Raw genomic sequence first — 19,820 nt, 5'->3', positions numbered from 1 at the left:
GTCACAACACGCGTGCGGCGATCACGCACACGTCGTCGGTGGAGTCGTCGGCGCCGAGCCGGCGCAGCAGACAGTCGATCATCTGCTCGGGATCGTCCCCCACGCACGAGTGCGAGGCCCGCAGGAGCGCGGCCAGGCCGACGTCCAGGTCCTGCCCGCGCCGCTCCACGACGCCGTCGGTGTACAGGACCAGGGTGTCGCCGGGTTCGAGCTGGGTGACGGTCATGTCGTACTCGGCCGCGTCGAACGCCCCCAGCAGCGTGCCGGTGACCCCGTCGATGGCCTGCCCGCGCCCGTCCCTGATGAGGACGGGCGCGAGGTGCCCGGCGTTGGTCCAGGAGAACGTGCGGCGCTCGGGGTCGAAGTGGCCGATGATCGCGGTTCCGGTGACGGTGACGTCCTCGTTGGAGTGCACGATGAGGTCGTTCAGCCAGGTGGCGAGCTGACCGGCGGGAGCGCCGGTGTACGCCAGGCCGGCCAGCCCCGAGCGCATCTGCAGCATGATGCTCGCGGCGGTCAGGCCGTGGCCCATGGCGTCGCCGATGGCCAGCAGCACGCGGCCGTCGGTGATCAGCCGGGCCTTGAACCAGTCGCCGCCGAGCCTGGCCAGGTCCTCGCTCGGCAGGTAGCGCACGCCGACGGCGAGCCCCGGCAGCTGGATGAGGCCCCGGCGGATCGGCAGGATCGTGTTCTGCAGCTGGACGGTGATCCGGTGCTCCTGCTCGGCCCGTTCCTTCTCCTTGGTCGCCTGCTCGTGCGCCACGGCCAGCGCGCGTTCCCTGCGGCGGTTCTTGGTGACGTCCTGGACCAGGCAGCGGACCTTGACCGGCACGCCGTCCCCGTCGAGGATCGGCTCGCTGTAGACGCACAGGTGGCGTACGCCGTGCCGGTGCTGGATGCGGAACTCGTTCTCCACGGCCTCGCGGAACTCCAGCAGCGTGCGGATCTGCTCGTCCATGACGGGGAGGTCCTCGGCGACCACCACGGCGGGCAGCTCCTCCAGGGGCATCGGGCCGTCGGCGCGGGCGCGGCCGAACATCTCGTACATCTGCGGCGTCCACAGGGTGCGCTCGGTCGCCAGGTTCCACTCGCCCCAGCCCAGCTCGGCCAGGCGCTGGGCGCGTTCCCAGCCGGAGACCAGCAGCTCCTCGTCGTCGAGGATGCGCCAGCTCACCAGCAGGCCCTCGTCCACGCGCGCGGCGCGCACGGCCAGGGTCGCCGGCCACAGCCGGTAGTCCATGGCCTCGACGAACTCCAGCGGCATGTGGTGCAGGGACTCGCCCGACTCGTACACGGCGATGTAGTCGTCCAGCAGGCCCGAACTGGCCACGCCGGGGCTGACCGACAGCAGGCGGCGCCCGGCCAGGTCGTCGGCCGTGCGTCCGGCGGGGGTCCTGGCGTGCTTGTTCGCGGCCAGGACGAGGAAGTCCACGACGCGGCCCGCGTCGTCGTGGACGGGGGTGAGGAAGAGGGCCGAGGCGTGCACGCCCGCCAGCATGCCGCGTACCCACTCGGGCGCCTCGGGCCGTTCGAGCACCTGCTCGGACGGCCGTTCGATGCCCTTCGCGACCTCGATCAGATCCAGACCGCTGTGCTGGGCCATCCTGGCGAGTTGCTCGGCGGCCTCGCCTGGGCGGATGTTGAGCCGGGTGGCCAGGCGGGCCGTGGCCTCGTCGAGGATGGCCTGGGTACGCAGGTGGCGGCGGACGTGAACAAGTTGCTCACGAACCCGTGCCGAAGCCGCGTTCATCTCGTAGCGGCTGAACGGCGGAAATCTGCTCACTCGCTCCCCATGCCCGATCATTCGGGATTGAGGGCTGGTGGTGCTGATATTTCGGCAAAGCTAGGTGGTCCGCTGGGCCGTTCTCGAGGTTCGGCCCAGCGGGTTGTCACGGACGGAGTGCGGGGCGGCGTGCGCCCTACACATTGAAGATGCTGACCCCGCCCGGGCCCACGAGGAAGCCGAGGACGATGAGCACGATCCCCCAGAGGAGGTCGCGACGGGCCAGAATCACGTAGATCCCGGAGATGACGAGGATTACGGCGATGATCCAAAGCAAAGTAGCCATGTGACTGCAACTGCCCCCACGCGCGACTCAGTAACATGTTTTCCTCCGCCGTAACGGGCAGGTGCTGATTCATGACGACATTTGGCTATTTCTTGTCGTGTGAGGAACACGGACCCAAAGAACTGGTACGTCAGGCCAAAGCCGCCGAACGCGCCGGTTTCGCGGCTCTGTGGATCTCCGACCACTTCCACCCCTGGCTGGACGAGCAGGGCCAGGCGCCCTTCGTCTGGTCCGTGATCGGCGCGCTGGCCGAGGCGACCTCCCTGCCCATCACCACAGCCGTCACCTGCCCCCTCATCCGTACGCACCCGGTCGTCGTCGCCCAGGCCGCCGCCACCACGGGGGCGCTCACCGGCGGACGTTTCCGGCTCGGCGTGGGCACCGGCGAGGCGCTGAACGAGCACGTCGTCGAGTCGCGCTGGCCCCCGCTCAGCGAACGCCTGGAGATGCTCGAAGAGGCCGTCGGGCTGATGCGCGAGTTGTTCACCGGCAGGCTGGTGACCCACCGGGGCGCCCACTACCGCGTGGACACGGCCCGGCTCTACACGCTCCCCGACGAGCCGGTGCCCATCCTGATGTCGGGGTTCGGCGAGAAGTCCACGACGCTGGCCGGCCGGCTGGCCGACGGCTACATCTCCACCGCGCCGGACGCCGAGTCGGTCACGCGGTTCCGCGAGGCGGGCGGCGCGGGCAAACCGGCGCTCGGCGGCCTGAAGGCGTGCTACGCCGCCGACGAGGCCACCGCGCGCAAGACCGTCCACCGCCTGTGGCCCACGCAGGGCATCAAGGGGGAGGCGTCGCAGATCCTGCCGCTGCCGCGCCACTTCGAGCAGCTCGCCGAGTCGGTCACCGAGGACGAGGCCGTGGGCGGCAGCCCGGTCGGCCCCGACCCCGAGGTCCACGCGCGGGCGCTCAAGGAGTACGTGGACGCGGGGTTCGACGAGGTCTACGTCAACCAGATCGGCACGGAGCAGGACGCGTTCTTCGACTTCTACGAACGCGAGGTGCTCCCCAGGGTGCGCTAGTCGGCCGACTTCATCAGCTTGGCGTACCCGAGCTGCAGCCAGTCGGAGATGGCCACCGCGGTCATCGTGGCGCCGACGAGCCTGGTCACCCTGGGGGCGAAGACCAGGCCGACGGCGTACGCGGTGGCCGCCCACTGGGCCAGGCAGAACGGGCAGGCCAGCAGCTCGCCCATCGGCCCGCGCGGCTCCTCCTGGACCTCCGACGGGCCGCCCTGGCCCTCGTACCTGGTGAAGGGCGCCCGCAGGGGGCTCATGACCGGGTCCTTGGCCAGGCGCCGGGAGACCTTGTGCGTGCAGGCCGCCATGAGCGCGAGGTCGAGGACGCCGACCCGTTCGGGCAGCTTCCGCTTGGTGAGCACCGCGGCCGCCGCCGCCCCGGCCACCCCCGCGCCGTACGTGGCGAGGATGCCCAGGTAGCCGCCCAGCGGACGATCATGCCCGTTGCCGTAGGCCCGTTCCGTCTTCTCCAGCATCTCGGTCATAGGGTGTGGCGCTACCCTCAGCCCCTGCCTCTACGCGCCGTCCCCGGGCTGTCTCTTGGGCTGTTCCCGACGTCTACATGACGATCGTGAGGGTAGCCCGGAACCATGAGCAGCCATGGTCACGCGGTCACTGACGCCATCCTTGACACGTTGAAGCGCGCCAGCTCCGGGCTGAAGGACGCCGGGGTGAAGTTCGCGCTGGCCGGCGGCTGCGCGGCCTACGCCAGAGGCGCCGCCCCCTCCTTGCACGACGTGGATTTCGTGCTCACCGAGCATGACGTGCCCGCCGCCCTGGAAGCCCTGCGCGGGCTGGGCTTCGAGACCGCCAAACCGCCGGAGGACTGGCTGGTCAAGGCGTACGACGAGGGCCGGCTGGTCGATCTGATCTTCCGGGTCTCCGACCATGAGATCACCGAGGAGCTGCTGGACCGGGCCGAGCCGTTGAAGGCGTCGGCGGTGATCGTGCCCGTGCTGGAGGCCACCGACCTGGTCATCTCGTGGCTGCTGCCGCTGTCGGAGCACGCCTGCGACTACGGCTCCCTGCTGGCCCAGGTGCGGGCGCTGCGCGAGCAGGTGGACTGGCCGCGGGTGGTGGCGGTGGTGGCCGACTCGCCGTACGCGACGACGTTCGTGACGCTGCTGGAGCGGCTGGGCGTGCTGAGCGAGCCGGTGGTGGCCGGCGGCGAGAGCCGGTGGCCCTGACCCTGCGGCCCTGACCCTGCAGCCCTGACCAGGTGGCCCCGAGGAGGGCGGCCAGGAACGGGCGGAGGGCCGCGCCCCGATCGGACGCGGCCCTCCCTCTAGGACAGACTGCCAGGGTCACCCGCCGTAGCGGCCGTAGTAGTCACCCAGCCGCGTGCGGTACTCGGTCTCCTTGTAGCTGCCCTCGTCGAACTCGGGCGCGTCCTTGATCTCGGCCTTGGTGCGCGCGACGTGCACGTTGCGCTCCTGAGGGTCGATGCGCGTGACGACCTGCGCCGGCAGCATGACCTTCTTGCCGAAGATCCAGGGACCGGTGTCGACGATGATGTAGCTCTCGCCGACCTCGTACGTCGCCTCGTCGACGGACCCGATCTTCCCGTCGGTCGCCTGGACGTGGTACCCCACGAGATCCAGACTCTGACCGCGGTCATAGACGTCAGGACGATAGTTCCAGAGCTCCATCGGGCTCTCTTCCTCTCTTCTTCCGTCTTTTCTCGGGCAAGACCTCCGCTACCCGGACAGACTCCGGTAAACCCCCAACAAAGCGTCGGTGGCGGCGGATACGATCCGCGTCACGCACTGGAAAGGGGGCCGGATGACCGTCGGCGAGGCGCAGGAGTGGGCCCCTCCGGGCGTCGACGTCACGCGTCCCAGCGTGGCCCGCGTGCACGACTGCCTGCTCGGCGGCGTGGAGAACTTCTCCGTCGACCGCTCGGTGGCGCGCCGGCTCAAGGACGCCGTGCCCGAGGTGGTCGACCTCGTCTGGTGCAACCGGGCCTTCATCGGCCGGATCGTCGACTTCCTCGTCCGCGAGGCGGGCATCAGGCAGATCATCGACCTCGGCGCCGGGCTGCCGACCATCGAGAACACGCACGAGGTCGCCCAGTTCGCCGACCCCCGTACCAGGGTCGTCTACGTGGACATCGACCCCATGGTCGAGCCGCACGCCCGCGCCATCCTGAGCGGCAACCCCGGCGCCACCGCGATCACCGCCGACGCCCGGGACGTCGACGCCGTGCTCGGCCACCCCGAGCTGGGCCGCCTGATCGATCTCGACCAGCCCACGGCCCTGCTGGCCATCGGGCTGCTGCACCTGCTCCCCGACGCCGACGACCCCCACGGCCTGGTCCGGCGGTACGTCGCCGAGCTCGCCCCCGGCAGCCACCTGGCCGTCTCCAACATGCTCGCCTCCGGCAACCCCAAGGCCAAGGCCCTGGAGGCGCTGCTCCAGGCCACCATGGGCACCGGGCACTTCCGCGAGCGCGCGGCGATCGAGGCGTACTTCGACGGGCTCGTGCTGGTCGAGCCCGGGGTGGTGCACTTCCCCGAATGGCACCCCGACGAGCGGCTCCCCGGCCCGCTGGCCCCCTGGGAAGAGCTGCTGCTGGGCGGCGTGGCCCGCAAGCCGTGAAACCCAGGTGCTCTCTGGGCGGACGGACGGCTAGGGTGACGCCCATGCCGCGTCGATTCCTCGTCTGCTCCCCGCCGCCGGCCCTCTAGCGGGCGGCGGCGTTTCAGGATTCTCCGGGTCTGACCGATCCGGGGGTGGTTGCTGCCCGCATACGGGCCCATTCCAACCACTCCATCCGGAGAACTCCTGTCATGACCCCTGTCTCCGCCCGCCGTGGCGCCGTCTACGTCTCCGTGGCAGCCACGGCCTGGGGCACCGGCGGCGCCGCCGGCGCGCTGCTGTTCGAGTCGGGCCACCTCGGCCCCGTCGGCGTCTCGCTCTGGCGCTACCTGCTCGGCGCCGCCTTCCTGCTCACGCTCACCCGCCGCGCGGCGCGTCCGCGCCGGCTCACCTGGCACGTGCTGCCGGTCGGCGCCGGCATGGCCGTCTACCAGACCGCGTACTTCGCGGCCGTCGCCGGGTCCGGCGTCGCGGTCGCGACGGTCGTGACCATGGGCGCGACGCCGATCTTCACCGCCCTCGGCGGGCGGCTGCTGCTGCGCGAGCCGCTCGGCCCGGTCGCCCGCGCCTCGCTGGCCGCCGCGCCGGTCGGGCTCGTCCTGCTCACCTGGGAGTCCGTCGTCCAGACCCGCTCTCTGTCCGGCATCGGGTACGCCCTGCTCTCGGCCGCCGGGTACGCCGGCGTGACGCTCTTCTCCCGCCACCACAGGGCGGCCGACCCGCAGGCCACCGCGGTCGGCGGGTTCGCGGTCGGGGCGGCCTGCCTGGCGCCCTTCGCCCTGCCGGCGGGCGTGCTGCCCGAGCTGAGCGTGTCGTCGGTGGCGCTGCTGGTCTACCTGGGGGCGGTGCCCACCGCCCTGGCCTACGGCCTGTTCTTCCGGGCGCTCACCGCGTTGCCGGCCACCACGGTCTCGATCATCTCACTGGGCGAGGCGGCCGGGGCGGCGCTGATCGGCGTCCTGCTGTTCGGCGAGCGGCTGACCCCGCTCGCATGGGGCGGGTGCGCGCTCCTGCTCGCCGCGGTCGCCGTTCTCGCGCTGAAAGCGGAAACGGAGATGTGAGGTCCGGGGCCCGTGATGAGTTAAGGTCCGGTACGGCGACGCTTGCCGTATCGTCGCTCCGTTCTCTCATTTCGGCATAACGGAACGGCGCCGGCGAAACGTGCGTTGGAGGAACTGTGGCCTCGATAAAGGGAATATTCAGAAACCTCCTGGATCGTCCAGGCGGCGTGAACCTGAGCCCCTATCTGAAGATCGTCAAGGCGGCCGAAGAGCGCGCCGGCCGCGTCGGGAAGCTCGACGAGCTGCCGGCGCCGGCCATGGACGATCTGGCCGAGTTCTGCGCCGTCGTGCGCGAGGCCGCCGACCGCACTCTCGGGCTGCGGCCCTACGACGTGCAGTTGCTGGGCACGCTCGCCCTGCTCGACGGCAAGGTGGCCGAGATGGCGACCGGCGAGGGCAAGACCCTGTCGGGCGCCATGGCCGCCGCCGGCTACGCGTTGCAGGGCAAGCGCGTCCATGTGATGTCCGTCAACGACTACCTGGCCAGGCGCGACGCCGAGTGGATGGGCCCGCTCTACGAGGCGCTCGGCGTCAGCGTGGGCTGGATCGACCAGAACTCCACCCCGGAGGAGCGCCGCGCCGCCTACGCCAAGGACGTCACGTACGGGCCGGTCAGCGAGATCGGCTTCGACGTGCTGCGCGACCGGCTGCGCACCGACCCGGCCGAGATCGTCGTGCCGGCGCCCGAGGTGGCGCTGATCGACGAGGCCGACTCCGTGCTGGTCGACGAGGCCCGGGTGCCGCTGGTGATGGCCGGCGCGGCCGACCCCGGCAGCGCGGTGCCGGAGATGGCGGCGCTGGTGCGCACGCTCGTCCGCGGCTACCACTACGAGATCGACGAGCAGGCCCGCAACGTCTACCTCACCCCCAAGGGCGCCGACAGCGTCGAGAACATCCTCGGCGTCGAGCTCTACGACGAGCACGAGCCCGGCACCCTCATCGAGCTCAACCTCGCCCTGCACGCCCACGCGCTGCTCGCCCGCGACGTCGACTACATCGTGCGCGACGGCAGGGTGCAGCTGATCAACCCCTCGCGCGGCCGGGTCGCGCTGCTGCAGCGCTGGCCCGACGGCCTCCAGGCGGCCGTGGAGGCCAAGGAGGCGCTGCCGCCGAGCGAGAAGGGCGAGATCCTCGACTCGATCACCGTCCAGGGGCTGATCCGCCGCTACCCGCAGATCTGCGGCATGACGGGCACCGCCGTCGCGGTCAACGAGCAGCTCGGCGAGTTCTACGGCCTCAAGGTCGCGGTCATCCCGTCCAACCGGCCGTGCGTGCGGCAGGACGAGCCCGACCGCATCTACCCGACCGTCCCCGACAAGGACGCCGCGCTGGTCGAGGAGATCCAGGAGGTGCACGAGACGGGCCGGCCGATCCTCATCGGCACCCTCGACGTGGCCGAGTCGGAGAACCTCGCCAAGCTCCTGCAGCGCCGCGGCATGGAACCGGTCGTCCTCAACGCCAAGAACGACGCCGAAGAGGCCGCGATCATCTCCAGGGCGGGCGAGCGCGGCGCGATCACCGTCTCCACCCAGATGGCCGGTCGCGGCACCGACATCCGGCTCGGCGAGGGCGTGGCCGAGCTCGGTGGCCTCTACGTGATCGGCTCCGGCCGCCACGCCAGCAGCCGCCTCGACGACCAGCTCCGCGGCCGGGCCGGCCGCCAGGGCGACCCGGGCGGCTCGGTCTTCTTCGTCAGCATGACCGACGACCTGATCACCCAGTTCGTCCCCGACGAGCGGCCGCCCGCCGCCGACCCCGACGGCCTGGTGCGCCACCGGCGCGGCGCGTACATCGTGGGCCACGCCCAGCGGGTGGCCGAGGGCGTCAACCTGGAGATCCACCGCAACACCTGGCGCTACACCCGCCTGCTCGAACACCAGCGTGAGCTGATCCTCGAATGGCGCGACAAGGTCCTCCACGGCGACGCCGCCGCCAAGGCGCTGGCCGAGGCCGACCCCGAGCGCTGGGCCGAGCTGCCCGAGGACACCAGGGACGAGACGGCCCGCCAGATCGTCCTGCACGCCATCGACACCTGCTGGACCGAGCACCTGGCCTTCCTCAACGACCTGCGCGAGGGCATCCACCTGCGCGCGCTGGGCCGGATGAGCCCGGTCGACGAGTTCCAGCGGGAGGCCGTGGCCGAGTACAAGGCGCTGCAGGCCGAGGTCGAACGCCGCTCGCTGGAGTCGTTCGAGGCCCCCGAGCCCGACCTCAAGCGCCCGTCGGCCACCTGGACGTACCTGGTGCAGGACAACCCGTTCGGCACGGAATGGGACCGGATCCTCAAGCGGGTGACCGCCGCCACGCGTCGCGGCTGAACCCGCCGGGCGTACCTGACAGAAGATGACAGGTACGCCTGCCAGCATGGACACATGACGACGAAAGCCAAGCTCATCGCCTTCACCATCGACTGCGACGACCCCCGGAAGCTGGCCGCCTTCTACCACGAGGTGACCGGCTTCGAGATCCAGTACTCGGAGGAGGAGTACGCGGCGATCGGCGACGGCTCCACGAACATCTACTTCGGCCGCGTCCCCGGTTACAAGCCGGGCGAGTGGCCCAGCGCGGACAAGAAGTTCCATCTCGACTTCCGCGTGCCCGACCTGGACAAGGCGGTCGAGGAGTACATGGCGCTCGGGGCGGTCAAGCCGGAGTTCCAGCCGGGCGTCACCGAGGAGGGCACGCGCTGGATCGTGCTGCAGGACCCGGAGGGCCACCTGTTCTGCGTGGTTCCCGAGCAATCGTAGGCCCCGCGACGCCCCCGCGGGGGCTCAAGGATCAGCCACAAGTTCGTGCAGGTGGCGGCCCCAATTGGGCGAATTATCAGCCTAAAGAATGATGGTAGTGCTCCGCTCGGCTCTTAAGCTGGAGCAATGCTCCTGCACGGACCCCTGCCCCTGCGTGGGCGCCGATGACCTGGATCGGGCTGCTCATCGCGCTGGCCGGAGCGCTGGGATACGCGCTCGGCGCCGCCCTCCAACAGTACGAGGCCGTGGCCGCGGGCGCCTCGCTCAAGCTGGTCCGGCGCCCCCGCTGGTGGATCGGCGGCGTCATCGGCTTCACCGGGGCGTGCCTGCACGCCGTGGCGCTCAGCTTCGCGCCGCTGGTGGCCGTGCAGCCGATCAGCGTGGCCACCCTGGTGTTCGCGGTGCCGCTGGCCGCCTTCATGTACGGGCGCAGGCCGTACCGGGCGGAGATCCTCGGCTCGATCGCCGTGGCCGTGGGCCTGCTCTGGCTCATGCTGCTGGTGCCGCAGCACAACGTCACGCCCCGGCTGAGCAGCGGCGCCGCGCTCGCCTTCCTGGGCGTCATCGCGGCGATCGCGCTGGTCTCGCAGGTGCTCGCGCGGCGCTTCCACGGGCCCGCGCGGGCGCTGCTGCTCTCGGTGGGGGCGGGCGTGGTGACGGCGAGCGTCTCGACGTTCGTCCGGGTGGTCGGCGGCGGGCTGGAGGGCGACTGGGGGCGGCTGATCCACTGGTTCACGCTGGCCGTGCCGGTGCTGCTGGTCTGCGCGGTGGTGCTGCTCCAGCGCTCGTACGCGGTCGGCTACTTCGGCATCGCCTACGCCGGCGTCCAGGTCATCGACCCGATCACGTCGGTGCTGGCGGGGGCGATCCTGCTCGGCGAACCGCTGCCTGCCAGCCCGTCCACGGCGATCCCCGCCCTGCTGGCCGGGGCGCTGACCATCGGCGGCACGATCACCCTCGGCCGCCTCACCCCCGACCACTCCAAGCCGGCCCCGGCCCCCGCTCCCGTCCCCCCGGTGCTCACCTCGGCGACCGTGGCCGCCGAGGCTGCGTCCAACACGGCGTCCAAGACGGCACCTGAGACGGCGTCCGAGGGCGCGGTCACCGGTCGGCGGCCCGCGTCCGGTCAGTGACCGCCTCCACCGGCGGACGCCAGGCCAGCACGTCGTCCATCGAACGCAGCATCAGCTCCGGGCTGAGCCGGCCCGCCACGGTCACCGCGAGGTCGCGCAGCCGTACCGCGAGCGGGTTGCGCAGCTTGGTGACCCGGCAGATCGTCATCGACTGCCGCACGACGCCCGACGTGCGCGCCAGCCGCGCGGCGGTGTAGGCGGCCAGGTCGCCGTCCGCCACGTGCGCGAGCACCACGGCGTCCTCCAGCGCCTGGCAGGCCCCCTGGCCCAGGTTCGGGGTCATCGGATGGGCCGCGTCGCCCACCAGCGCCGCCTTGCCCCGGTGCAGGGCGGGCAGCGGCGTCTTCAGGTAGTGGACGTCGTTGCGGATGATCCGGGCCGGGTCGGCGGCCCGCAGCAGCGCCGGGATCGGCTCGTGCCAGCCGCCGAACCTGCGCAGCAGCTCCTCCCGCTCGTCCCCGTGGGCCGCGCCGGCGGGTGACAGGTCGGTGGCGTACAGGTAGACCAGGTCGTCGGTGAGCTGGTGGACGCCGAACACCAGCCCCCTGCCCCAGCTCTCCGACCGGGGGATCTCCAGCCCGTTCCGCGGGACGAGCGCCCGCCACGCCGTCACCCCCGAGTACACCGGCCCCGGATGGCCGGGGAAGAGCGCCCGCCGGGTCGCCGAGCGGATGCCGTCGGCGCCCACGACGAGGTCGGCCTCGATCTCGCCCGCGTCCGTGCGCACGATCCCGCGCTCGGCGTCCACGCCCGTCACGGTGACGCCCAGCCGCAGGACGCCCGGTTCCAGGGCGTCGGCGAGCACGTCCATGAGGGTCGCCCGCAGCATGACGACCACCGAGTCCCCGTACCGGGCGTCGGCGTGATCGGTGGTGGTACGCGTCAGCCAGCGGCCGTCCGCCCGCCGCACGCCGAGCGGCCCCTCCACGGTGGACAGCTCGCGCACCCGGTCGCCCAAGCCCAGCGTGTCCAGCGCCTTGAGGGCGTTGGCGGCGACCGCCAGCCCCGACCCGACGGGCTCGACGGCGGCCGCCCGCTCCAGGACGCTCACCTCCCACCCCTTGCGGCGCAGGGCCACGCCGCAGGCCAGCCCTCCGATGCCGCCACCGATCACCACAGCCTTGGGCATGACGCCTCCTTGGTTACTACGTCTGTAGTGCCAGCGTACTACGCCTGTAGTCCGCTCGCACTACCCCTGTAGTATTCGGTCCGTGAAACGAGCTGACGCCGTCGCCGACACGGCCATCACCCTGCTGGCCGAGCGGGGCATGCGCGGCCTCACCCACCGCGCCGTGGACGAGGCGGCCGGGCTGCCGCCCGGGTCCACGTCCAACCTGGCCCGCACCCGGGCCGCCCTGCTGGAGCTGACCCTGTCCCGGCTCACCGAGCTGGAGATGAAGGCCATGGCGATCGCCTACGAGCCGGTGCCGCCGACCCTCGACGACCTGCCCGCCCGGCTGGCCGAGGCGGTGCGCGTGCAGCTCGACGACCGCAGGCGCACCCTGGCCCGCTACGAGCTGGCCCTGGAGGCCACCAGGCGTCCCGAGCTGCGCGAGATCTACAACCGGGCGGGCCGCCACTTCCGCGACCCGGCGCCCGCCATGCTGGCCGCCCTGGGGTCGAAGGACCCGGTGCGCCACGCCCGCCAGCTGGTGGCCTTCGGGGAGGGGCTGATGTTCGACGCGATCGCGGGCGCGGGCTCCGTGCCCACCGTGGAGGAGCTCACCCTCGCGCTGCGCGACCTGCTGACCGGCATGCTGCGTGACGAGGGCGCCGGCGGATAGGACCGCCGGCGCCCGTGTCGGCCATGCGTGGCCTCGGGCGGCCTACTCCTCGCCGCCCGCGTCCTCGCCGTCCCTCGCGTGTTTGCCGCGAGGCTCCCGGTGGCCGTCGGCCGCGCCGGACCCGGCCTCCGGCGACTCGTCCTTGGGGGGTGCCTCATGCCTGCCCATACGGGGGGAACTCTCCTTCTCTTCGACCAACAGCTCACGGTGACCGTATGACTACGATTACGCGCCCGGCAAGGGGATTGGTTCAAGATCCACGCCACGAATTCGAGAAAAATTCGCGTAACGCCGTGATCAGCCGCAATCGGCCAGGATCAGCCGTCATCAGCCGTCGTCAGCCGGGGCAGGTCGCCCGGTAGGGCACCTCGGGCAGGTGCCGGACCCAGTCGGCGGCCGACAGGCCCCCGTAGCGGGCGCACACCGCCGACGCAGGATCACCGGCCGCGGGCGACCGGGCCAGGTCCAGCGTGAGCACCGTCCCGCCGGCGGCCAGCACGCGGGCCGTACGCCCGTCACCCGCCAGCACCGCCCGCGGCGGCCGGTCCGCGCCGCCCACCGGCACCTGGCGTTCGGCCAGCAGCACGCGGTCGGGGACGCGCCACACCCGCACCCGGTCGTTGTCCGTCCCGGCCAGCAGCCGCCCGTCCGGGCTGAAGCGGAGGTGGCCGGGGGAGGGGCGTAGCCGGGTGCCGAGCACGGGGACGCCGTCCAGGTCGTAGATCTGGATGCCGGTCTCCTCGGCGATGGCCACCCGCTCGCCGTCCGGGGCGAACGTCGTGTACTCCCACGGCATCCGGTCCAGCCACGGCGCGGGCGTGACGCGGTCGCCGCGCCTGATCGCCGAGCGCCGGCCCTCGAACGTCAGCGCCACCCGGTCGCCGGGACCGGCCACGGCGTACTCGCCGACGAAGGCAGCCCGGCGGGCCCGCAGGTCCCAGGCCCACCGCTCGCCCGACTGCCGGGCCGCCGCGAACAGCAGCCCGCCGCCCGGGCTGAACCACGCCGACTGCTCGCCCGGCGCCCCCAGCCCCCTGCCGAACGGCGGCCCCACGCCCTGCCCCGACGCGGTGTCCCACAGGTACGACCGGTCCACGCCGACGAAGGCCAGCGTGCGCCCGTCGGGGGACCAGGCCATCGCCCGCACGCTCTGCTCGGGACCGGCCGTCTCGGCGAGCCGCCGGTGCCCGGGGACGTCGTAGACGCGTACCGTGTCGTCGCTCAGCGCGGCCAGCCGGGAGCCGTCGTCGCTGATCGCGTACAGCGAGCGCGGCCCGGCGTGCGGGTCGGTGAAGACGTCCACGGCCGGGTCGGCGGCCGCCGTCGTCAGCGCCCGCCGCGCCTGCGGCACCTGGGCCAGCCGCCAGGCCGCCAGGCTCAGCCGGCGCGCGGTCACCGGATCGGCCACCCGCAGCGCCTCGGCCCGCGACGCGGCGACCTTGGCCATCGCCTGCTCCAGCCGCCCGTCGGCGGCACCGCGCTGCCACACCGCGAGCAGCGCCGCCAGCAGCGCGACCGACAACAGGCCCGACAGCAGCATGACCACGAGCCTCCGGCGCCTGCGCGCGCCGCCGCGGGCCCGCGCGAGCCCCTCGTCCAGGAAGGTCTGCTCGCCGGGGCTCAGGGTGACCCGGCGCCGCCCGCCGGCCGCCCACGCCATCGCCTGGTCGAGGGGTTCGCCCTGGTAGAGGTCGGACTCGCGGCGTCCGCCCGCCTCCCAGGCGCGCGCCGCCCTGGCCAGTTCCCGGTGCACGGCCAGGCCGTCCCGCTCGCCGTCCAGCCATTCGTGCAGGCGCGGCCAGGCCCGTAGCAACGCCGCATACGTGATCGTGAGGGATCCCCGGTCGCCGATGGTGAGGATTCCGGCCTTCCCGTACGCCTCCAGCACCCGGTCGATCGCGGCCACCTCGTCGGGGGCGCGTCCGGCGACCAGGTCGTCGCGGAGGGCGGGGGCCACGGTGTCGCCGCCGGACTCGTCGAGCCCGACCAGGCGCAGGAAGACCTCGGGCACCAGATCCTGGTCCGCCCGGCAGAGCTGGAGGTAGAGGGCCTCGGCGCGGACGCCGAGCGGCGGGTCGTCGATGGGCTCCGGCGGCAGCAGGCGGCCGAGCTGGGACTGCGGGGCGTCGAGCAGGGACATGAGCAGGTGGCGGGCGTCCGGGCGCCGCTCGGGGTCGTCGTGGAGCGCGGCGGCGACCAGGCCGCGTAACAGCCGGTCGAGGCGCTCCCCGTTGCCTAATCGCTCGGTGAGCCCGTACGCGGCGAACAGCAGGACGCGCCCCCACGCCCGCACGTCGTCCGCCGGGCCGGCCTCGGCGTCGGCCAGCCCCAGCCCGACCAGGCGCGGCCCCTCGGCGCCTAAGATGATCTTGTCGGGCGTGAGCGACCCGTGCACCGCCCCCGCCTCGTGCACCGCGGCCAGCGCGGTGGCAGTGGCGGCGGCCAGGCGGTAGAGGTCGTCACCGGCGAAGGGGCCGTGCCGCTCGACGACCTGGCGCAGCGTCGGCCCCTCGATGTACTCGCTGACCAGATACGGCGGATCGCCCTGCGGGCACGCCTCGACCAGTCGCGCCGCGTGCACCGAGCGCACCTGCGGGACCGTCGCGTACGCGCCCGGTCCGGGCAGGTGGAGGGCATGGCGACCGCCCGACTCGTCGTAGGCCTCGCGGACGGTGGTCCGCCCGCCGCCGTCGAGCCGGGCGCCGAGCCAGTAGCCTCCCAGCCGATCAGTCATGCGGGATTAGATGCCGCCTTCCGTTCAGCGGTTCAGTCGAGCCCGGTGCTCCGGCCATTCCTCTTCGAGGATGCCGAAATAGACCGTGTCGCGCCAGGTGCCGTCGGGCCTTCTGCGGTGGCGGCGCAAGGTTCCCTCGTGCACGCCGCCGATGCGCCGGATGGCGGCCTGGGAGCGCAGGTTCAGCACGTCGGTCTTGAGCAGGACCCGGTTGAATCCGAGGCCGAAGGCGTGGTCGAGCAGCAGCAGCTTGCAGTTGGTGTTCACCGCGGTGCGCCAGTGGGCGCGGCCGTACCAGGTCCAGCCGATCTCGACGCTGTCGTCGAAGCCGGGCACGTCGATGTAGGTGGTCCAGCCGCCCGGCCGTCCGGTCTCCTTGGGGATCACGGCGAACGGCACGTGCTGGTCGTCGCCGATGAGCGCGCGGGCCGTCCTGGCCAGGTCCTCCTCGGTGCGCGGGGTGGCGATCGGCAGCCAGCGCCACAGCTCGTCGTCCCCGCCGCCGGCGGCGAACAGGTCGGGGACGTGTTCCAGGGTGAGCGGTTCGAGGCGCACGACGTCGTTCTCCAGCACCACGGGCGCGGGCAGCTTGGCGGTCATGCCGCCACGATAGGCGGCGGTCCCGTCGCAGGTTGACGGCCACCTGGCCCTTTTTGCGGGGAACCACCTGTCGACATCCATACCGGCCGGTCGGTAGGCTCACCAGCATGGACTTCGCCTTCGACACCGTCACCGAGGACCTGCGCGAGCGCCTGCTCCGCTTCATGGACGAATGCGTCTATCCGGCCGAGCCCGCCTTCGAGGAGCAGGCCGCGGCCGCCGGCTGGAGCCCGCCACCGCTGCTCGACGACCTCAAGGACGAGGCGAGGAAGCGCGGCCTGTGGAACCTGTTCCTGCCGGGCGCGCACGGCGCCGGCCTGACGAACCTCCAGTACGCCCCGCTGGCCGAGATCATGGGCCGCAGCCCCAGCATCGCTCCCACCGCCACCAACTGCGCCGCCCCCGACACCGGCAACATGGAAGTGTTGTCGATGTTCGGCAGCCAGTGGCAGCGCGAGGAGTGGCTGCGCCCGCTGCTCGACGGCGAGATCCGGTCGGCCTTCGCGATGACCGAGCCCGACGTCGCCTCCTCCGACGCCACCAACATCGCCACCTCGATCGTCCGCGACGGCGGTGAGTACGTCATCAACGGCCGCAAGTGGTTCATCTCCGGCGCGATGAACCCCAACTGCAAGATCTTCGTCGTCATGGGCAAGACGAACCCCGACGCGCCCAAGCACCGGCAGCAGAGCATGGTCCTGGTGCCGCGCGACACCCCGGGGCTGCACGTCAAGCGTGGCATGCACGTCTTCGGCTACACCGACGCCGACCACGGCGGCCACGCCGAGGTGATCTTCGAGGACGTGCGCGTGCCGGCCGAGAACCTGATCGGCGAGGAGGGCGGCGGCTTCGCGATCGCGCAGGCCAGGCTCGGCCCCGGCCGCATCCACCACTGCATGCGCCTGATCGGCATGGCCGAGCGCGCGGTGGAGCTGATGTGCGAGCGGGCCCTGGCCAGGACGGCGTTCGGCAAGCCGGTCGCCCAGCAGGGCGTGGTCCAGGACTGGATCGCCGAGTCCCGCATCAGGATCGAGCAGTTGCGCCTGCTCGTGCTCAAGACCGCCTGGCTCATGGACACCGTGGGCAACCAGGGCGCCCACACCGAGATCCAGGCCATCAAGATCTCCACCCCGATCACCGTCGAATGGATCCTGGACAAGGCCATCCAGGTGCACGGCGCGGGCGGCGTCTCCCAGGACTTCCCGCTGGCCGCGCTCTGGGCGGGCGCCCGGTCCCTGCGCCTGGCCGACGGTCCCGACGAGGTGCACAAGCGGTCCCTGGCCTATCGCGAGCTGAAGAGGTTCATGTGAACGAAGCGCAGATCAAGGAGCGCGTGCGCGCGTTCCTGGGCGAGCACGACCCCGAGGGGGACCGGCTGGAGTTCCTGCGGGCCAGGTTCGACGCCGGGCTGGCCTGGGTCTGGTTCCCCGAAGGGCTCGGCGGCCTCGGCGCGGCCAGGGAACTGCAGCAGGTGGTCGAGCACGAGCTGGCCGGCACGCCGCAGATCAACAGCGGCGTCCAGGGCATCGGCCTCGGCATGGCCGCGCCGACGATCCTGGCGTTCGGCACGCCGGAGCAGCGACGGCGCTTCCTGCGCCCGCTGTGGACCGGCGAGGAGATCTGGTGCCAGCTCTTCAGCGAGCCCGGCGCCGGCTCCGACCTGGCCACGCTCGCCACCCGCGCGGTCCGGGACGGCGACGAGTGGGTGATCGACGGCCAGAAGGTGTGGACGTCCGGCGCCCACCACTCCCGCTGGGCCATCCTGGTCACCCGCACCGACCCGGACGTGCCCAAGCACCGCGGCATGACGTACTTCGTCTGCGACATGCACGCCCCCGGCGTCGAGGTGCGGCCGCTGCGGCAGATCACCGGCGAGGCCGAGTTCAACGAGGTGTTCCTGACCGGCGTGCGGCTCTCCGACGACCTGCGGCTGGGCGAGGTCGGCGACGGCTGGCGGGTCGCGCAGACCACGCTGATGAACGAGCGCGTCGCGATCGGCGGCGCGCCCGTGCGGCGCGGCGGCGGCATGGTCGGCGCGGTGCTGGAAGCCTGGCACGCGCACCCCGAGCTGCGCACCCACGACCTGCACCAGCGGCTGCTGGCGCTGTGGGTGGAGGCCGAGGTCACCCGCCTGTCCGGGGCCCGGCTGCGCGAGCAGCTCGCCGCCGGCCAGCCCGGCCCCGAGGGGTCGGGCATGAAGTTGTCGTTCGCCAAGCTCAACCAGGCGCTGTCCGGCTTCGACGTCGAGCTCCGCCGCGACCTGGGCTACGACGACTGGACGTTCCGCCGCTCGGAGGACGTCGACTTCTACGGCCGCGGCCCCGGCTACCGCTACCTGCGGGCCAAGGGCAACTCGATCGAGGGCGGCACGTCCGAGATCCTGCGCAACATCATCTCCGAACGGGTGCTCGGCCTGCCCTCCGAGCCCCGCGTCGACAAGGACGTGCCCTGGAAGGACCTGCCGCGATGACTCTGCTCTACTCCGAGGTCGAGGAGGAGCTGCGGGCGGCCGTGCGCGGCCTGCTCGCCGACCGTTGCCCGCCCGCCGCGGTGCTCGGGCGCGTCGAGTCGCAGCCCTACGACCTGGACCTGTGGAAGACGCTGGCGGGCGAGATCGGCGTCGCCGGGCTCCTCGTGCCCGAGGAGCTGGGCGGCGCGGGCGCGTCGGCCAGCGAGGTGGCCGTCGTGCTGGAGGAGCTGGGCCGGGCCGTGGCGCCGGTGCCGTTCCTGACCAGCGCGGTGCTGGCCACGAAGGCGCTGCTGCCCACCGGTGACGCCCTGCTCGGCGAGCTGGCCGAGGGGCGCAGGACGGCGGCGCTGGTCGTGTCGTTCGCGGCCTCGCCGTACCGGCCGGGGCGCGGGTCGTCGCTGCGGCTGGCGGGCGGGCGGCTGTCCGGCGACGTCACCGGCGTGGCCGGGGCGGACGTGGCCGACGTGCTCCTCGTGCCCTTCGAGGGCAGGCTGTACGAGGTCGAGGGCGCCACCGTCGAGGTCGTGCCCTCGCTCGACCTGACCAGGCCGGTCGCCACCGTCACCCTGTCCGGGGCGCCGGCCCGCGACGTGGGGGAGTGCGACCTGGCCGGCGTGCTGAGGTTCGGGGCCGGGCTGCTGGCCTCCGAGCAGGTCGGCGTGGCCGAGTGGTGCCTGGACACGACGCTCGCCTACGTCAAGGAGCGCCACCAGTTCGCCCGGCCGGTCGGCTCGTTCCAGGCGATCAAGCACCGGCTGGCCGACCTTTGGCTGGACGTGGTCAGGGCCAGGGCCGCCGCCCGCGGCGCGGCCGCCGATCCCGGGGACATCGCGGTCGCGGTGGCGCAGTCGTGGAACGCGGGGGTGGCGGTGCACGCCGCCGAGGAGGCGGTGCAGCTCCACGGCGGGATCGGGATGACCTGGGAGCATCCCGTGCATCTGTATCTCAAGCGCGCCAAGGCCACCGAGATCGCGCTCGGCACGCCCGGCGACCATCGGGAGGCGCTGGCCTCACTCGCCGGCGTCCCCGGCCCCGAGGGAGTTCAGCAGTAGGTCGGCGAAGTGCTTGCCCACCTGGGCGCCGGTCAGCGGCCCGTCCGCGTGGAACCAGGTGCCCAGGTGGTGCACCGAGCCGAAGAAGTAGTCCACGACCAGCTCGGCGGGCACCCGGTCGCTGAGGACGCCCGTGCGCTGCCCGTCGGCCACCAGGTCGCGGAAACGCTCGTGGTAGCGGCGGCGCTCGGCGCGCACGGTCTTCTGCTTCTCGGTCGCGAGCAGGTGCATCGACCTGAAGAAGATCTTGGAGTCGTCGAGGTTGGCGGTCGTCGTCTCCACGACGTCGGCCGCGGCCCGGTGCAGCCGCTCGCGGATCGTGCCGGGGCCGTCGGCGATGCGCGTCAGCCGGTCCATCTGCATGCGGAGCAGGCGGGCGTAGATCTCGTGCAGCAGATCGTCTTTTGAGTCAAAATAGTGATACATGGCGCCCTTGGTGACGCCGGCCGCCTGGACGATCTCCTGGACCGAGGTCCCCTCGAATCCACGGGCCGCGAACAGCCTGGTCGCCTCGGCGAGCAACCGCTGCCGAACGGGTTCTTCCTTCACA

At 72.3% G+C, this 19,820-nt stretch carries 20 protein-coding genes; 11 read left to right on the top strand and 9 right to left on the bottom strand.

The window, feature by feature from the left end; all coding sequences use genetic code 11:
• Nucleotide 1: 1 nt before the first annotated feature.
• Nucleotides 2–1,783 (bottom strand): SpoIIE family protein phosphatase, encoded by a 1,782-nt coding sequence (locus AB0J46_RS12450; RefSeq protein WP_364330133.1) that lies wholly within the window; start codon nt 1,781–1,783, stop codon nt 2–4.
• A gap of 136 nt (nt 1,784–1,919) precedes the next feature.
• Nucleotides 1,920–2,069: a GPGG-motif small membrane protein gene (locus tag AB0J46_RS12445; protein ID WP_165959640.1), complete on the bottom strand. Its 150-nt coding sequence runs from the start codon at nt 2,067–2,069 to the stop codon at nt 1,920–1,922.
• Nucleotides 2,070–2,140: 71 nt separating this feature from the next.
• Between AB0J46_RS12445 and AB0J46_RS12440 the strand changes: the two genes are divergently transcribed.
• A complete protein-coding gene (locus AB0J46_RS12440) occupies nt 2,141–3,094 on the top strand; it encodes a TIGR03557 family F420-dependent LLM class oxidoreductase (RefSeq protein WP_364330130.1) in 954 nt (317 codons plus the stop codon).
• Here the strand turns inward: AB0J46_RS12440 and AB0J46_RS12435 are convergent.
• The gene (locus AB0J46_RS12435; protein ID WP_358288293.1) at nt 3,091–3,576 is read right to left on the bottom strand and encodes a DUF1360 domain-containing protein; all 486 of its coding nucleotides are present in this window, start codon (nt 3,574–3,576) and stop codon (nt 3,091–3,093) included. The genes AB0J46_RS12440 and AB0J46_RS12435 overlap by 4 nt on opposite strands.
• 150 nt (nt 3,577–3,726) lie before the next feature.
• Here AB0J46_RS12435 and AB0J46_RS12430 point away from each other — a divergent pair, with 150 nt between their 5' ends.
• Nucleotides 3,727–4,278 (top strand): nucleotidyltransferase, encoded by a 552-nt coding sequence (locus AB0J46_RS12430; RefSeq protein ID WP_364330127.1) that lies wholly within the window; start codon nt 3,727–3,729, stop codon nt 4,276–4,278.
• A 117-nt stretch (nt 4,279–4,395) separates the two neighbouring features.
• On the opposite strand, the gene AB0J46_RS12425 is transcribed toward AB0J46_RS12430, so the two are convergent.
• A complete protein-coding gene (locus tag AB0J46_RS12425; RefSeq protein WP_364330124.1) occupies nt 4,396–4,683 on the bottom strand; it encodes a PRC-barrel domain containing protein in 288 nt (95 codons plus the stop codon).
• A 190-nt stretch (nt 4,684–4,873) separates the two neighbouring features.
• Here AB0J46_RS12425 and AB0J46_RS12420 point away from each other — a divergent pair, with 190 nt between their 5' ends.
• The 5 genes from AB0J46_RS12420 to AB0J46_RS12400 all read left to right on the top strand — a co-directional run bounded on the left by AB0J46_RS12420 (nt 4,874) and on the right by AB0J46_RS12400 (nt 10,630).
• Nucleotides 4,874–5,689: an SAM-dependent methyltransferase gene (locus AB0J46_RS12420; RefSeq protein WP_364330121.1), complete on the top strand. Its 816-nt coding sequence runs from the start codon at nt 4,874–4,876 to the stop codon at nt 5,687–5,689.
• Nucleotides 5,690–5,880: 191 nt separating this feature from the next.
• Nucleotides 5,881–6,750 carry an EamA family transporter gene (locus AB0J46_RS12415; protein ID WP_364330118.1) on the top strand — a complete coding sequence of 290 codons (870 nt, stop codon included), beginning with the start codon at nt 5,881–5,883 and terminating at the stop codon, nt 6,748–6,750.
• A 167-nt stretch (nt 6,751–6,917) separates the two neighbouring features.
• Nucleotides 6,918–9,068 (top strand): accessory Sec system translocase SecA2, encoded by a 2,151-nt coding sequence (gene secA2, locus AB0J46_RS12410; protein ID WP_364330115.1) that lies wholly within the window; start codon nt 6,918–6,920, stop codon nt 9,066–9,068.
• A 54-nt stretch (nt 9,069–9,122) separates the two neighbouring features.
• Complete coding sequence (locus tag AB0J46_RS12405) at nt 9,123–9,497, top strand: VOC family protein (RefSeq protein ID WP_364330112.1); 375 nt, start codon at nt 9,123–9,125, stop codon at nt 9,495–9,497.
• Between the two features lie 164 nt (nt 9,498–9,661).
• Nucleotides 9,662–10,630, top strand: a complete 969-nt coding sequence (locus tag AB0J46_RS12400) for a DMT family transporter (RefSeq protein WP_364330109.1) — start codon at nt 9,662–9,664, stop codon at nt 10,628–10,630.
• On the opposite strand, the gene AB0J46_RS12395 is transcribed toward AB0J46_RS12400, so the two are convergent.
• Complete coding sequence (locus AB0J46_RS12395) at nt 10,599–11,759, bottom strand: FAD-dependent monooxygenase (protein WP_364330106.1); 1,161 nt, start codon at nt 11,757–11,759, stop codon at nt 10,599–10,601. The two genes, AB0J46_RS12400 and AB0J46_RS12395, sit on opposite strands and share 32 nt — an antisense overlap.
• A gap of 82 nt (nt 11,760–11,841) precedes the next feature.
• On the opposite strand from AB0J46_RS12395, the gene AB0J46_RS12390 reads away from it, so the two are divergent.
• The gene (locus tag AB0J46_RS12390; protein WP_364330103.1) at nt 11,842–12,414 is read left to right on the top strand and encodes a TetR/AcrR family transcriptional regulator; all 573 of its coding nucleotides are present in this window, start codon (nt 11,842–11,844) and stop codon (nt 12,412–12,414) included.
• A gap of 42 nt (nt 12,415–12,456) precedes the next feature.
• On the opposite strand, the gene AB0J46_RS12385 is transcribed toward AB0J46_RS12390, so the two are convergent.
• The 3 genes from AB0J46_RS12385 to AB0J46_RS12375 form a co-directional block, all read right to left on the bottom strand.
• Entirely contained in the window at nt 12,457–12,582 is a 126-nt protein-coding gene (locus tag AB0J46_RS12385) for a hypothetical protein (RefSeq protein ID WP_358288272.1), read from the bottom strand.
• Between the two features lie 169 nt (nt 12,583–12,751).
• Nucleotides 12,752–15,148 carry a hypothetical protein gene (locus AB0J46_RS12380; RefSeq protein WP_364330100.1) on the bottom strand — a complete coding sequence of 799 codons (2,397 nt, stop codon included), beginning with the start codon at nt 15,146–15,148 and terminating at the stop codon, nt 12,752–12,754.
• 24 nt (nt 15,149–15,172) lie between these two features.
• Complete coding sequence (locus AB0J46_RS12375) at nt 15,173–15,748, bottom strand: GNAT family protein (RefSeq protein ID WP_352319560.1); 576 nt, start codon at nt 15,746–15,748, stop codon at nt 15,173–15,175.
• 107 nt (nt 15,749–15,855) lie between these two features.
• Here AB0J46_RS12375 and AB0J46_RS12370 point away from each other — a divergent pair, with 107 nt between their 5' ends.
• From AB0J46_RS12370 to AB0J46_RS12360, 3 genes are read left to right on the top strand one after another with little or no spacing between them, the layout of a single operon-like run.
• A complete protein-coding gene (locus AB0J46_RS12370; RefSeq protein ID WP_352352052.1) occupies nt 15,856–17,058 on the top strand; it encodes an acyl-CoA dehydrogenase family protein in 1,203 nt (400 codons plus the stop codon).
• A complete protein-coding gene (locus AB0J46_RS12365; protein WP_364330095.1) occupies nt 17,055–18,218 on the top strand; it encodes an acyl-CoA dehydrogenase family protein in 1,164 nt (387 codons plus the stop codon). The genes AB0J46_RS12370 and AB0J46_RS12365 overlap by 4 nt, the downstream gene beginning before the upstream one ends.
• Nucleotides 18,215–19,270: an acyl-CoA dehydrogenase family protein gene (locus AB0J46_RS12360; protein WP_364330092.1), complete on the top strand. Its 1,056-nt coding sequence runs from the start codon at nt 18,215–18,217 to the stop codon at nt 19,268–19,270. Before AB0J46_RS12365 ends, AB0J46_RS12360 begins: the two co-directional genes overlap by 4 nt.
• On the opposite strand, the gene AB0J46_RS12355 is transcribed toward AB0J46_RS12360, so the two are convergent.
• On the bottom strand, nt 19,229–19,819 hold the full coding sequence (locus tag AB0J46_RS12355; protein ID WP_364330089.1) for a TetR/AcrR family transcriptional regulator: 591 nt from the start codon (nt 19,817–19,819) through the stop codon (nt 19,229–19,231). The genes AB0J46_RS12360 and AB0J46_RS12355 overlap by 42 nt on opposite strands.
• Between the last annotated feature and the right edge of the window lies 1 nt (nt 19,820).

The sequence above is a fragment of the Nonomuraea sp. NPDC049758 genome (genome assembly GCF_040674635.1).
Taxonomy (GTDB): Bacteria; Actinomycetota; Actinomycetes; order Streptosporangiales; family Streptosporangiaceae; genus Nonomuraea.
The sequence above is the reverse complement of the archived record's forward strand: the minus strand, read 5'-3'. Positions and strand labels throughout refer to the sequence as shown.